Raw genomic sequence first — 12,742 nt, forward strand, 5'->3', positions numbered from 1 at the left:
TGTCATGATGACTTTGACACCTCGGGTGTCACCTTCGCCGGGTGCATGATGGCCGGGTGAACGACATCGACGAGCCCCTCGGCCCCGACGAGCTGGGTGAGCGCATCACCGAGGTGTACGACCTGATCGGCCCGCTCTACCGGCGCGCCTTCCGCAAGATCGAGCAGGGCGAACAGATCGAGGGAGCCTCGGTCGGCGTGCGGTCCGTGCTGGACCTGCTGCGCAGGTTCGGCCCGATGACGGTGCCGCAGATGGGCCGGATCATGGCGCTCAGCCGGCAGTTCGTGCAGCGCACGGTGAACGACGCGGCGGCCCGCGGCTGGGCCGAGGTGATCCCCAACCCCGCGCACCAGCGCTCCTCGCTGATCCGGCTCACGGACGCGGGCCGGACCGTGATCACCGCGGTCCTCGCCCGCGAGCACGCGGTGAACCGGCAGGTCGGCGGCGGCCTGACCGACGCCGAGATCACGGCGTGCGTACGGGTGCTGAGGGAGCTGCTGCGGACCATGGACCACGTCGACGTGGAGTGAGCGCTACTCCCCCATCACCAGCCCGTCCTTGGCGGCGCCGCGGCCGAGCACGACGTCCCGGATGGTGTCGCGCACGGCGGTGTAGTCGGCGCCCTGGTCGATGGCGGCGTTCAGGTCGACGACCCGGCCGGAGTCGATGTCGTAGAGCTGCGGGACGAACTCGACCCTGGCCACCTCCCAGCGGCCGCCGGGACGGGCCGGCGGGGCGAAGGTGAAGCGGGCGAGGGTGGACTGGTTGCCGCGCGGGTCCTGGCGGCCCTGGCGGTTGTACAGCTCGCCGGCCAGCTGGTCGCCGAGGCTGTAGACGACCCAGGTGCCGTTGACCTTCTCGTAGGCCTGCGGGATGTGCGCGTGGGTGCCGAGGACCAGGTCGATGTCCGGGCGGCCGCCGGTCCGGGCGGCCGTGAGCTGCTTGGCGAGCGTGAGCTGCTGCTGGTCGGGCGCGTCCTGTCCGTCGGTGCCCCAGTGCACGGAGACGACGACCACGTCGGCCCCCGCCTGCCGGGCGGCGCGGGCGTCGGCGACGACGCGGTTCCCGTCCAGGAGGTTGACCGCCCAGGGCTGCCCGGAGGGCAGGGCGTTGCCGTTGACGTCGAAGGTGTAGGAGAGGTGCGCGACCTTGGCGGGCCCGGCGCCGAGCAGGGTGACCGCGGCGGCCTCGGCCTGGGTGCGGGCGGTGCCGGCGTGCCGCAGGCCCGTCCGGTCGAGGTCGGTGAGGGTGCGCCGGATACCGTCGGCGCCGCCGTCCAGGGCGCGGTCGGAGGCGGTGGAGCAGCTGTCGTAGCCGACCGCGGCCAGGCCCTCGACGAGCTGCGGCGGGGAGCCGACGCCGGCCGGGCCGGGCGTTCCGCCCTCGGCGTCGGTCACGGTCGCCAGGTGGCAGAGCGCCAGGTCGGCGTGGGAGACGACGGGTTCGACGCCGGCCAGCATCTGGCGGAAGTCGTGGCCCTTGCCGCCCGCGTCGAGGTTCGCGTGGTCCAGCGCGGACTTCTGCGGCATGACGTCGCCCGAGGCGACGAGGGTGAAGCCGCCGCCCGGCGCGGGCACGGCGGGGGCCGGCCGGCCGGACGGCGTGGCGTTCTCCTGCCGCACGTGGTTCTGGCAGGCGGCTGCGGTGGCGAGGAGGGCGGTCAGGGCCAGGGCCACCTGGCGTCTGCGATTGATCATCAGGAGCACCCCAGAGTCGCAAGCCTTGTCCGATTTACAGATCAATGGGTACGAAGCCGAGCCGGGTCGCAAACAACTCAGGCGTCCCGATTGACCCATCCGGGTGGGGTAACGGGGAGGACGGACCGTTCGTCGCACCGTTCGCCGACCCGATCGACCGTCCGTCGCAGATCCCTGTGCGCCCACTGTCCCGCCGCCCGGCCCTGCGATGCCATACGGCCATGACGGCCGGAACCACCCTTCCCGACGGGACGACGACCGCCGAGCACGAGCTCGCCGCGCTCCAGCGCGAGCACGGCCGCCCGCTCTTCGCGCTGCTGCTGCGGCTCAGCGACGGCGACCGGCAACGGGCCGAGGACCTCGTCCAGGAGACCCTCGTACGCGCCTGGCAGCACCCCGAGGCGCTGCGCGCCGACGACTTCGACTCCGTCCTGCCCTGGCTGCTGACGGTCGGCCGGCGGCTCGCCATCGACGCCCGGCGGGCCCGCCGGGCGCGGCCGCCCGAGGTGCACGACGCCGTCCTGGAGAACACCCGGGCCGTCGGCGACCACGCCGAACGCGCCGCCGCGGCGCTGGACGTGCGGGAGGCTGTGAAGACTCTCACCCCGGAGCACCGTGACGTCCTGGTGCTGGTGTATTTCCAGGGGGCCAGTGTGGCGGAAGCCGCCGAGACCCTGGGCATTCCGCCCGGTACCGTGAAGTCGCGGGCGTACTACGCGCTGCGGGCCCTGCGCCGGGTTCTGCCCGGTTACGCACCCGACCTGGGCTGAAACCGGAAGCCAGGTCAAACCTCGGTAAAGCGCCTTGCTGAGGACCCTGTTGGAGCAATCAGCTGTCTTCATCCGTGTTCCGCACCGGGAGAGGGACGGACCCGGGGTCGGGGCCACGCGCGCACCGGAGGAAGGCAGGACGGGATGCTGCACAGAGGGCAGGAAAGCACGGACGGGGCCGGGAGCGGGGAACTGGCGGTCCCGATGGCCTGGTTGTACGCCGAGTACATCGCCGACGAGCTGCTGCGCACCGGCGATCTCATGCCGCCGACGTCCTTCGAGTTCCGGGCCGGCCGGGACGCGCTGGCGTTGACGATCTTCCTCTCCGACACGGACGGCGAACTGTCGGGCATCCGGGTCGTGTCCCAGTTGGAGACCTGGCTCTCGCTCACCGCCTACGACCAGCCCTGGCAGGACTGGGTGGGGGACCGCATGGCCCGGCTGACCGCCGAGGCGACGGCGACGGGCGGGCCGTCGGCCGACCTGGACCTGGCCGCGGCGGCCTGGCGCTGGCTGGAGGAGACCGAACTGCTCGCACCCGACCTGGACGCGGTGCCGGGCGGTGGTTCGGTCTTCGGCGAGGACGAAGGACCGAAGGTGTGGACGGCCGCCTGGCGGCTCGGTCTGCCCCTCGGACATCTCGCCATCCATCTTTTTTGAATCGGCACCAATCCGCGGGCCCGGCCGCTCCGAACCCGTTGATTACGATTCTGTACGTGCCTTGAGTGAAACAGCGGCCGACTGCGTACGGGTGGGAGCAAGGAGCAATGAGTAACCCCCACCCGCACTCACGGCACGAGGATTCGGCATGAGGTCCCTGGAAAGGCATCGCGACGTCGGCGCGTACGCGCTCGGCGTGCTGGACGAGGCGGAGGCCTTCCGCTTCGAGGACCATCTCATGGAGTGCCCCAGCTGCACGGCACACGTGACCGAGTTCGGCCCCGCCGCACGGCAGTTGATGCTGTACCGCCGGGCCACGCCGCGCTTCGTGCACCCGATGGCCCAGCCGGGTCCCCGGCTGCTGGACCGGCTGCTCGCCGAGGTGGCGAGCCGGCACCGGGTCAAGCGCCGCAAGCTGCTGTACGGTCTGGCCGCCTCGGTGGTGTTCGCGGTCGTCGGCCCCGGCATCGTGGCGTACACCGGCCACGACGCCCCGCCGGCCGTCCGGGTCACCGCCGCCACCGACACGCGCTCCGGCGTGTGGGCGCAGGTGAAGTCGGCGGACACGGACTCGGGCAGCACCATCGAACTCCAGGTCAAGGACGCCGACGGACCGCGCACCTGCCGGCTGGTGGCGATCGGCCGGGACGGCTCCGAGCAGGTCGTGACCACCTGGGCCGAGCGCGACCACGACGACCGGGTGTCCACCATGACGGGCGGCTCCTCGATGCACCCGGACGAGATCGACCGCTACGAGGTCCGCAACGCCGACGGGCAGCCCCTGGTGACCCTGGACCCCCGGTGAGCGCGGATCACTTGAGCAGCCGGGACATCCGGCGGTCCGCCAGCGGCTTGCCGCCCGTCTGGCAGGTCGGGCAGTACTGCAGCGAGGAGTCGCTGAAGGAGACCTCGCGGATCGTGTCGCCGCAGACCGGGCACGGCTCGCCGGTCCGCCCGTGGACGCGCAGCCCGCTCTTCTTCTCCGACTTGAGCCGGCCCGCCGCCAGGCCGTGGGAGCGCTCCACCGCCTCGGTGAGGGTGGTGCGCAGCGCCTCGTACAGCCCGTGGACCTCCTCCGGGGTCAGGGACGCGGCCAGCTTGAACGGGGACATCCTCGCCGCGTGCAGGATCTCGTCGCTGTAGGCGTTGCCCACCCCGGCGATCAGGCTCTGGTCGCGCAGCGCGCCCTTGATCCGGCGCCGCTCGTCCTTGAGGAGGGCGGCGAGCCGGGCCTCGTCGAAGCCCTCGGCGAGCGGGTCGGGACCGAGCCGTGCGACACCGGGCACCTCCCCGGGGTCCCGGACGACGTACACGGCGAGTTTCTTCTGGGTGCCGGCCTCGGTCAGGTCGAAGCCCGCGCCGGTCTCCAGGGCCACCCGGAGGGCGAGCGGACCCTTGCCCGGCCGGGGCAGCCCGTCCGGCAGCCGGTCCTTCCACTGGAGCCAGCCCGCTCGGGCCAGATGGGTGACCAGGTGCAGGCCCCCGTCGCCCTCGACGTCCAGGAACTTGCCGTACCGGTGCACGGCCACCACCTCGCTGCCCTCGAAGGCACCGACCGGGGGGTCGTACGTCTTCAGGACGCTGACGGCGACCGGCAGGACGCGCACCACCTCGTGACCGACCAGGTTCTCGGTCAGGAAGTCCTTGAGCGCTTCGACCTCGGGCAGCTCGGGCATGCGTCCAGGGTGCCACCCGTGGCCGCCGGGGTCAGGCCGGCTCCGGCATGCGGAACTCGCACCAGACCGCCTTGCCGCCGCCGCGCGCCTCCACGCCCCACACGTCGGTGATCTCGTCCACCAGCAGCAGGCCCCGCCCGGACACCCCGTCCGCACCGGCCTCGCGGCGGCGCGGCAGGGCGCTGGAGGAGTCCTCGACCTCGACGCGGAGCCGGCGCTCGCCGCCGCACAGAACCCGCAGGGTGACGATCGCGGAGCCCTCGGTGTGCATCAGCGCGTTGGTGATCAGTTCGTCGGCGACCAGCTCGATCTCGTCGGCGCGCTCCCCCGCGCCCCAGGCCCGGACGGCGGCGCGGATCATGTGCCGGGCCAGGCTGAGCGCCTCGGGGTCGCCGGAGGCCACGTGCTGCTGGAGGCGGCAGACGGCCTGAGCGGTGTCCGGGCCCCGGCGGCGCAGCAGGAGCAGCGCCACGTCGTCGTCGCCGCCCCGGTCCTCGGCGACCTCGATCAGCCGGTCGGCGAGCCGCCGTACGTCCTCCGGGCCCTCGGCGACCTGCCGGATCAGGGAGCGCATCCCGTCGCCTAGGTCGGTGCCCGGCTGCTCGACCAGTCCGTCGGTGCACAGCAGCAGCGTCTCCCCGGAGTCCAGCTCCAGGGTGGACACCGGGTATTCGAGGCTCTTGAACTCGGCGGACAGGCCGAGCGGCAGGCCGCCGTCCACCGGGACCCGCCGGCAGCTTCCGTCGGCGCCGCGGACCAGCGGGTCGATGTGTCCGGCACGGACCACCTGGACGACGCCGGTGGACAGGTCCGCCTCGGCGTACAGGCAGGTGGCGAAGCGGTCGGTGTCGAGTTCGTCCAGGAAGACGGAGGCGCGGGCCATCACGGCGGCCGGGGCGTGGCCCTCGGCGGCGTAGGCGCGCAGCACGATCCGCAGCTGGCCCATGACGGCCGCCGCGTGCGTGTCGTGGCCCTGGACGTCCCCGATGACGGCTCCGACCCGGCCGCCGGGCAGCGGGATCAGGTCGTACCAGTCGCCGCCGATGTCCCGGCCCAGGGTGCCGCTGCCGCTCGCCGAGCGGTAGCGGACGGCGACGTCCGCCCCGCGCACGCTGGGAATGGTCCGCGGCAGCATCGCCTGCTGCAGGTTCTGGGCGAGGTCCTTCTCCTGTTCGAAGAGCATGGCGCGCTGCAGGCTCTGCGCGATGCTGCTGCCGAGGGCGACCAGGACGGCGCGTTCCTCGGTGGAGAAGCCGAGCCGGTCGTCGTAGAGCAGGCCCATGGCGCCGATCGGGCGGCCCTGCGCGATGAGCGGGAGGTAGGCCGCCGAGGTGATGTGCAGCTCGGTGATGTGCGGCCACAGGATCGGGTAGCCGTCGGCGAACTCCTGCGGTGACTCGATGAAGCGCGGTCCCAGGGTCCGCACCACCTCGCCCATCGGGTAGGGCTCGTCTATCCGGGTGATCCGGGTGCCGGGCACGAAGCTGCCCACCGGTCCCTCGGCGACCAGTCTGATCCGGCCGGCCTCGACCAGGCCCATCACCAGACTGGTCGCGCCCAGGTTGGGGATGCCCTGGGTGTCCTTGAGGGCGTCGATGACGTCCTGGACGCTGCGGGCGTGCGCCAGGGCGGCGGTGACCACCTGGACGACGCCGGTCTGCTGGCGCAGCGCCTCGTCCTGGGCGGCCCGCAGGCTGCGCGCCTCGCTGTCCTCCAGCTCCTGGGTGGCGTCCCTGACCACGCCGACGACCCGGCGCGGGCGGCCGGTCTCGTCCCGCCTGATGTACCCCTGGGTGTGGGTCCAGCGCGGGGTGCCGTCGCGGCGGCGGATGCGGAAGTAGGCCCCGTAGTTCTCGCTGCCGTCCTTGATGGCGGCGGACACCACCGCGTCCAGCCGGCTCCCCTCCGTCAGGGGGACCCGGACGGCCAGGCTCTCGGCTCGTCCGTCGTACTCCTCGGGGGTCAGGTCGAACACCTCGTACGCCTGGGCGTCCATGTGGAGCAGACCGGCGTCCAGGTCCCAGTCGAAGGTGCCCAGCCGGTTGAGCGCCAGGATCGGGTGGTCCGGGTGGGCGGGCCAGTCGTCCGGGAGTGACGGAGCGCTCGCTCCCCGATCAGCCATGGGGCCACCTTGCCAGGGGAAGCAGAACCGGGCAATTCATCCGATTTCCTTCGCCTCACTCTCCCGGGTTACGTCACCGGGGGCGCGCGGTACACAGGGTGACGGGCCCTCTCCCGGCATCGGGGCCGGGGCGCGGACCGCTAAGAGGCAGGGGCGCACGGCCGTGGACTGGTTCACCGCACCCGGGTACGGGCTGAGCCGGCTGGTCTTCCAGCGGGCGCTGGCCGGCGTGTACCTCGTCGCGTTCCTGACGGCGGCGCTCCAGTTCCGGGCGCTGCTGGGCGAGCGCGGGATGCTGCCGATCCCGCGGTATCTCGCCCGGGTGCCGTTCCGGCGGGCGCCGAGCCTCTTCCACCTGCACTACTCGGACCGCTTCTTCGCGGCCTGCGCCTGGACCGGGTGCGCGGTGTCGGCGGCGCTGCTGGCCGGACTGGACTCACGGCTTCCGCTGTGGGCCGCGACGGTGCTGTGGCTGATCCCGTGGGCCCTGTACCTCTCGATCGTCAACGTCGGCCAGACCTGGTACGCGTTCGGCTGGGAGTCGCTGCTCCTGGAGGTCGGCTTCCTCGCCGCCTTCCTCGGCAACGACGAGGTGGACCCGCCGGTCGTCGTCCTGTTCCTGCTGCGCTGGATCCTGTTCAGGGTGGAGTTCGGCGCGGGTCTGATCAAGATCCGCGGGGACGCCTGCTGGCGCAGGCTCACCTGCCTGCACTACCACCACGAGACCCAGCCGATGCCGGGCCCGCTGAGCTGGTTCTTCCACCACCTGCCGGGGCCGGTGCACCAGGTGGAGGCGGCCGCCAACCACGTCACCCAGCTCGTGGTCCCCGTCCTGCTGTTCACCCCGCAGCCCCTCGCCACGGCGGCCGCCTCGCTGATGATCCTCACCCAGCTGTGGCTGGTGGCCTCAGGAAACTTCTCCTGGCTGAACTGGATCACCATCGTGCTGGCCCTGTCGGCGCTGCGGCTGCCGTCCGGCCGCACCGCCGCGGCCGGCCCGCCGCTCTGGTACGAGGCCGTCGTCCTCGCCGTGGCCGCGCTGCTGGTCTTCCTGAGCCACCGCCCGGTGCTGAACATGGTCTCCCGCCGCCAGGTGATGAACCGCTCCTTCGACCCGCTCCACCTGGTCAACACCTACGGCGCCTTCGGCAGCGTCAGCCGGGTGCGCTACGAGGTGGTGGTCGAGGGCACGCTGGACGATGCTCCGCGCGAGGACGCGGACTGGCGGGAGTACGAGTTCAAGGGCAAGCCCGGCGATCCGCGGCGCTGGCCGCGCCAGTTCGCGCCCTACCACCTCCGCCTGGACTGGCTGATGTGGTTCGCCGCCCTCTCCCCCGCGTACGCCGACGAATGGTTCGGCGGCCTGATGGAGCGCCTCCTGGAGAACGACCGGGACACGCTGCGGCTGCTGCGCCGCTCGCCCTTCCCGCCCGACCGGCCGCCGCGCTTCGTGCGCGCCCGCCTCTTCCGCTACCGCTACACCGGGTGGCGGGAGCTGCGGGAGACGGGCGCGTGCTGGGAGCGGTCGTACGTGCGGGAGTTCATGCCGCCGACGCGGCTGGCGAGGGCGGCTCAGAGGCCGTAGACCCGGGTGGCGGTGGTCTCGAAGACCTGGGTGCGTTCGCCGGGGCCGATCAACTGCCCGGCCGCGTCTAAGACTTCGGCGTAGGTTCCGGCCAGGAGGCACACCGGCCAGTCGGAGCCGAACATCAGGCGGTCCGGGCCGAAGGCGTCCATGACCGTCTCCGCGTAGGGGCGGAGGTCCTGGACCGTCCAGGAGGCCGGGTCGGCCTCCGTGACCATGCCGGAGAGTTTGCAGACGGTGTTGGGCAGGGCCGCAAGGGCGCGCACCGCACCGGCCCAGGGGTCGAGGGCGCCGGAGGCGATCGGCGGTTTGCCCAGGTGGTCGAGGACGAAGGTGAGCCCCGGATGGGCCTCGGCCGCCTTGACGGCGGCCGGCAGCTGGTGGGCCCGCACGACCAGGTCGTAGACGAGGCCGGCCTCGGCGACCGCGGCCAGGCCGCGGTGGACGTCGGGACGCAGCAGCCACTTGGGGTCCGGTTCGTCCTGCACCTGGTGGCGGATGCCCTTCAGGTGGGCGCCGCCGGGGAGTTCGCGCAGACGGGCCAGTTCACCGGCGACCGCCGGGTCGGTCAGATCGGTCCAGCCGACGACCCCGGCGACCAGGTCGTGGGCGTCGGCGAGGGCCAGGAACTCGGGGGTCTCCTCGGGGACGGTGACCGTCTGGACCAGGACCGTGCGGGTCACGCCGGCCGCCCGCGCCTCGGGCCGGAGGTCCTCGACGCCGAAGTTCCGTCTGAGCGCGCGCAGTCCGGGTCCGGTGATCCAGTCCTGGTCGCGTACCGACAGGTCCCAGACGTGGTGGTGGGCGTCGACGGTCACGGCAGCTCCCAGACGACGGGCAGAGAGGCGTCCGTGCCCGCCCCCGAGTAGTCGTGGACGACGTCCAGCAGCTCGGCCATCCGGGCCTGCCAGGCGACGTTGACCGGCAGCTTCTCCAGCTCGGCGAGGAGCGCGCCGTAGTCGGCGCACTCCAGCACGTGGAAGAGGTCGGTGCCGCTGCGCCAGATGGTCCAGGAGGTGGCGCCGGCCGCGCGGATGGCGTCGGTGAGCGCGGCGGGCACCTCGCGGTGGGCGGCCTCGTACGCGGCGACGCGGTCCGCGCGGACCTTGGTGTGCAGGGCGACTCTCATGACGGGTCCTCCGTCGGGAGCGGGACGTCGGCGGGCAGGAGGTGCGCGGCGCGCAGTTCCTGCCAGAAGGCGGCGGGGACCGGGGTGGCGAACTGCCGTGCCCCGTCCTCGATCTCCGCCGCCGAACGGGCACCGACCAGGACGCTCGCCACGGCCGCGGGGGCGGCGCAGAAGGCGAGGGCGGCCGCGCGGAGCGTGGTGCCGTGCCGTTCGGCGAGCGTCTTCAGCCGCACGGCGCGGGCGAGCAACTCAGGTGGGGCCTGCGTGTAGTTGTAGGTGGCGTCGGGCCTCGGATCGGCCAGCAGACCGGAGTTGAAAGCGCCGCCGATCACCACGGACGCGCCGCGTTCGGCGGCGGCCGGGAGCAGGTCGGCCAGGGCGCTCTGGTCCAGGAGGGTGTAGCGGCCGGCGCACAGCACCACGTCGACGTCGGTGTCGCGGACGAACCGGGTGAGCATGGCCGTCTGATTCATGCCGGCGCCGATGGCGCGGACGAGGCCCTCGGAACGCAGCTTCTCCAGGGCCGGGTAGCCCTCGCGGAAGGCCTGCTCGGCATGGTCGTCGGGGTCGTGGAGGTAGACGACGTCGATCCGGTCCAGGCCGAGCCGTTCCAGGCTCGCCTCCAGGGTGCGGCGGATGCCGTCGGCGCTGAAGTCCCAGACCCGGCGGTGGGTGTCGGGCACGGCGAAACCGTCGGCGAGGTCGTCACCGGCCCCGGGCCCCGGCTCCAGGCGGCGGCCGACCTTGGTGGAGAGGGTGTAGGCGTCCCGGTCGTACGCCCGCAGCGCCTCCCCCAGCCGCCGTTCGGACAGGCCGAGGCCGTAGTGCGGGGCGGTGTCGAAGTAGCGCACGCCCCGCTCCCAGGCGGCGGTGACCGTGTCGTGGGCCTGCCGGTCGGGGACCTCGGTGTAGAGGTTGCCGATCGCGGCGGCGCCGAGGCCCAGCGGGCTGACCGGGACGCCGCTGCGGCCGAGGGCGTTCACCGGCCCGCCGGGCGGAGCCTGAGGCCCTGCATGCCGCCGTCGACGGCGAGGGAGGTCCCGGTGGTGGCGCCGGACAGCGGACTCGCCAGGTAGGCGACGGCGCCCGCGACCTCGGCGGCGGAGACCAGCCGGCCGGAGGGCTGGCGGGCCTCCAGGGCGGCGCGTTCGGCGGCCGGGTCGGGAGCCCTGTCGAGGAGGCGGCCGATCCACGGGGTGTCCGCCGTACCGGGGTTGACGCAGTTGACGCGGACGCCCTCGCGGAGGTGGTCGGCGGCCATGGCGAGGGTGAGGGAGTACACGGCGCCCTTGGTCGCGCTGTAGAGGGCGCGCTGGGGCAGTCCTGCGGTGGCGGCGATGGAGCAGGTGTTGACGATCGCCGCGTGCCGGGAGCGGCGCAGGTGGGGCAGGGCGGCGCGGGCCGTGCGGACCATGCCGAGGACGTTGACGTCGAAGACGCGGTGCCATTCGTCGTCGTCGTTGTCCTCGACCGTGCCCTGCGCGCCGACACCGGCGTTGTTGACCAGGACGTCGAGGCCGCCGAGGGCCTCGGCCGCGTCCTCCACGGCCGACCGCACGGAGGCGTCGTCGGTGACGTCGGCCCGGAAGCCGAGCAGCGGTTTCGCGACGGCCGCCGGGTCCAGGTCGAGGACGGCGACCTGGGCGCCGCGTTCGGCGAGGAGTTCGGCGGTGGCCCGTCCGATCCCGGAGGCGCCGCCGGTGACCAGGGCCCTCAGTCCCTCGAAGTCGGTCATGCGGCCTGTCCCTTCTGGGTGTCGGGGTCGGCGGCCCAGAAGGTGCCGCCGGGGAAGGTGTACTCCGCGATGGACTCCGGTCGCATGGCGGCCGAGAAGCCCGGCGCGGTGGGTGCCGTGTAGTGACCCTCCCTGATCACCACCGGGTCGCGGAAGTGCTCGTGCAGGTGGTCGACGTACTCGATGACCCGGTCGTCGGTGGTGCCGGCGACCGCGAGGTAGTCGAACATCGAGAGGTGCTGGACGAGTTCGCACAGGCCGACGCCGCCCGCGTGCGGGCAGACCGGCACGCCGAACTTGGCGGCGAGCAGCAGGACGGCGAGGTTCTCGTTGACGCCGGCCACCCGGGCCGCGTCGATCTGGACGACGTCGATGGCGCCGGCCTGGAGCAGCTGCTTGAAGACGATCCGGTTCTGCACGTGTTCGCCGGTGGCGACCTTGACCGGGGCCACCGCGCGGCGGACGGCCGCGTGGCCGAGGATGTCGTCGGGGCTGGTGGGCTCCTCGATCCAGTACGGGTCGAACTCGGCGAGCGCCTTGGTCCAGCGGATCGCCTCGTCGACGTTCCACCGCTGGTTGGCGTCGACGGCCATCCGGATGTCCGGGCCGACGACCGCGCGGGCCACCCGGCAGCGCCGGATGTCGTCCGCGAGGTCGGCGCCGACCTTCAGTTTGATCTGCCGGAAGCCGTCGGCGACCGCCTGGGCGGCGAGCCGGGTGAGCTTCTCGTCGTCGTAGCCGAGCCAGCCGGCCGAGGTGGTGTAGGCGGGGAAGCCGCGTTCCAGGAGCCGGGCCCGGCGCTCGTCGGCGCCCGGCCGGGCGCGCCGCAGGATGCCGAGGGCCTCCTCGGGGGTGAGGGCGTCGGTGAGGTAGCGGAAGTCGATCTGGCGGACGATCCACTCGGGTTCGGCGTCGGCGAGCAGCTGCCACAGCGGTTTCCCGGCCCGGCGGGCGGCCAGGTCCCACACCGCGTTGGTGACGGCGCCGATCGCCATGTGCATCACCCCCTTCTCGGGGCCGAGCCAGCGCAGCTGGCTGTCGCCGATCAGGTCCCGGAAGAGGGTCGCCGGATCGTCGCAGATCTCGTCGACCGGGCGGCCGAGCACGTGGTTCCGCAGGGCGTCGATCGCGGCGACCTGGACGTCGTTGCCCCGCCCGATGGTGAACGTGAACCCGTGTCCCTCGTGCCCGTCGGCGGCGTCGGTGCGCAGCACGACGTAGGCCGCCGAGTAGTCGGGGTCCGGGTTCATCGCGTCGGAGCCGTCGAGCTCGCGCGAGGTGGGGAAGCGGATGTCGTAGGTGTCGACCGCGGTGACACGCGCGCGGGGGCCGGGGCTCGGGGACACGGATTGCCTTTCCGTCGGGGGG

13 protein-coding genes are annotated in these 12,742 nt (G+C 72.9%); 5 read left to right on the forward strand and 8 right to left on the reverse strand.

From position 1 onward, the window contains the following. The first annotated feature begins 56 nt into the window (after positions 1 to 56). On the forward strand, positions 57 to 530 hold the full coding sequence (locus ACIQOE_RS08880) for a MarR family transcriptional regulator (RefSeq protein ID WP_365567596.1): 474 nt from the start codon (positions 57 to 59) through the stop codon (positions 528 to 530). A gap of 3 nt (positions 531 to 533) precedes the next feature. Here the strand turns inward: ACIQOE_RS08880 and ACIQOE_RS08885 are convergent, their stop codons facing one another. Beyond that, a complete protein-coding gene (locus tag ACIQOE_RS08885) occupies positions 534 to 1,697 on the reverse strand; it encodes a CapA family protein (RefSeq protein WP_401410605.1) in 1,164 nt (387 codons plus the stop codon). A 221-nt stretch (positions 1,698 to 1,918) separates the two neighbouring features. Between ACIQOE_RS08885 and ACIQOE_RS08890 the strand changes: the two genes are divergently transcribed. The 3 genes from ACIQOE_RS08890 (at position 1,919) to ACIQOE_RS08900 (ending at position 3,932) form a co-directional block, all read left to right on the forward strand. Beyond that, positions 1,919 to 2,467, forward strand: coding sequence for a sigma-70 family RNA polymerase sigma factor (locus ACIQOE_RS08890; RefSeq protein ID WP_351313994.1), 549 nt, complete (start codon positions 1,919 to 1,921; stop codon positions 2,465 to 2,467). Between the two features lie 144 nt (positions 2,468 to 2,611). Then, positions 2,612 to 3,127: a hypothetical protein gene (locus tag ACIQOE_RS08895; protein WP_351313997.1), complete on the forward strand. Its 516-nt coding sequence runs from the start codon at positions 2,612 to 2,614 to the stop codon at positions 3,125 to 3,127. Between the two features lie 148 nt (positions 3,128 to 3,275). Then, positions 3,276 to 3,932 (forward strand): zf-HC2 domain-containing protein, encoded by a 657-nt coding sequence (locus tag ACIQOE_RS08900; RefSeq protein ID WP_351314000.1) that lies wholly within the window; start codon positions 3,276 to 3,278, stop codon positions 3,930 to 3,932. Positions 3,933 to 3,939: 7 nt separating this feature from the next. Here ACIQOE_RS08900 and ACIQOE_RS08905 read toward each other — a convergent pair whose 3' ends face one another. Together ACIQOE_RS08905 and ACIQOE_RS08910 are read right to left on the reverse strand one after the other, a co-directional pair. Continuing rightward, the gene (locus ACIQOE_RS08905; protein ID WP_351314003.1) at positions 3,940 to 4,803 is read right to left on the reverse strand and encodes a DNA-formamidopyrimidine glycosylase family protein; all 864 of its coding nucleotides are present in this window, start codon (positions 4,801 to 4,803) and stop codon (positions 3,940 to 3,942) included. A 31-nt stretch (positions 4,804 to 4,834) separates the two neighbouring features. Continuing rightward, positions 4,835 to 6,925 (reverse strand): SpoIIE family protein phosphatase, encoded by a 2,091-nt coding sequence (locus ACIQOE_RS08910; RefSeq protein WP_401410608.1) that lies wholly within the window; start codon positions 6,923 to 6,925, stop codon positions 4,835 to 4,837. 163 nt (positions 6,926 to 7,088) lie between these two features. Here ACIQOE_RS08910 and ACIQOE_RS08915 point away from each other — a divergent pair, with 163 nt between their 5' ends. Further along, complete coding sequence (locus ACIQOE_RS08915) at positions 7,089 to 8,510, forward strand: lipase maturation factor family protein (RefSeq protein WP_401410610.1); 1,422 nt, start codon at positions 7,089 to 7,091, stop codon at positions 8,508 to 8,510. Here ACIQOE_RS08915 and ACIQOE_RS08920 read toward each other — a convergent pair. The 5 genes from ACIQOE_RS08920 to ACIQOE_RS08940 are packed head-to-tail and all read right to left on the reverse strand — an operon-like array spanning position 8,498 to position 12,720. Further along, a complete protein-coding gene (locus ACIQOE_RS08920) occupies positions 8,498 to 9,328 on the reverse strand; it encodes an amidohydrolase family protein (RefSeq protein ID WP_401410612.1) in 831 nt (276 codons plus the stop codon). The two genes, ACIQOE_RS08915 and ACIQOE_RS08920, sit on opposite strands and share 13 nt — an antisense overlap. Further along, positions 9,325 to 9,639: an L-rhamnose mutarotase gene (locus ACIQOE_RS08925; RefSeq protein WP_351314015.1), complete on the reverse strand. Its 315-nt coding sequence runs from the start codon at positions 9,637 to 9,639 to the stop codon at positions 9,325 to 9,327. Before ACIQOE_RS08925 ends, ACIQOE_RS08920 begins: the two co-directional genes overlap by 4 nt. Beyond that, on the reverse strand, positions 9,636 to 10,622 hold the full coding sequence (locus ACIQOE_RS08930) for an aldo/keto reductase (RefSeq protein ID WP_401410614.1): 987 nt from the start codon (positions 10,620 to 10,622) through the stop codon (positions 9,636 to 9,638). The genes ACIQOE_RS08925 and ACIQOE_RS08930 overlap by 4 nt, the downstream gene beginning before the upstream one ends. Next, entirely contained in the window at positions 10,619 to 11,374 is a 756-nt protein-coding gene (locus ACIQOE_RS08935; protein ID WP_365559654.1) for an SDR family oxidoreductase, read from the reverse strand. Before ACIQOE_RS08935 ends, ACIQOE_RS08930 begins: the two co-directional genes overlap by 4 nt. After that, positions 11,371 to 12,720, reverse strand: coding sequence for an L-fuconate dehydratase (locus ACIQOE_RS08940; protein ID WP_362167027.1), 1,350 nt, complete (start codon positions 12,718 to 12,720; stop codon positions 11,371 to 11,373). Before ACIQOE_RS08940 ends, ACIQOE_RS08935 begins: the two co-directional genes overlap by 4 nt. Positions 12,721 to 12,742: the final 22 nt, after the last annotated feature.

This window comes from Streptomyces sp. NPDC091282 (assembly GCF_044757385.1).
GTDB lineage: Bacteria > Actinomycetota > Actinomycetes > Streptomycetales > Streptomycetaceae > Streptomyces > Streptomyces gramineus.

Excerpts from the sequence above, each read along its gene's own strand:
- ACIQOE_RS08885 (WP_401410605.1), bottom strand. The coding sequence starts at position 1,697 with ATGATCAATCGCAGACGCCAGGTGGCCCTGGCCCTGACCGCCCTCCTC.
- ACIQOE_RS08890 (WP_351313994.1), top strand. The coding sequence starts at position 1,919 with ATGACGGCCGGAACCACCCTTCCCGACGGGACGACGACCGCCGAGCAC.
- ACIQOE_RS08895 (WP_351313997.1), top strand. The coding sequence starts at position 2,612 with ATGCTGCACAGAGGGCAGGAAAGCACGGACGGGGCCGGGAGCGGGGAA.
- ACIQOE_RS08900 (WP_351314000.1), top strand. The coding sequence starts at position 3,276 with ATGAGGTCCCTGGAAAGGCATCGCGACGTCGGCGCGTACGCGCTCGGC.
- ACIQOE_RS08905 (WP_351314003.1), bottom strand. The coding sequence starts at position 4,803 with ATGCCCGAGCTGCCCGAGGTCGAAGCGCTCAAGGACTTCCTGACCGAG.
- ACIQOE_RS08910 (WP_401410608.1), bottom strand. The coding sequence starts at position 6,925 with ATGGCTGATCGGGGAGCGAGCGCTCCGTCACTCCCGGACGACTGGCCC.
- ACIQOE_RS08925 (WP_351314015.1), bottom strand. The coding sequence starts at position 9,639 with ATGAGAGTCGCCCTGCACACCAAGGTCCGCGCGGACCGCGTCGCCGCG.
- ACIQOE_RS08935 (WP_365559654.1), bottom strand. The coding sequence starts at position 11,374 with ATGACCGACTTCGAGGGACTGAGGGCCCTGGTCACCGGCGGCGCCTCC.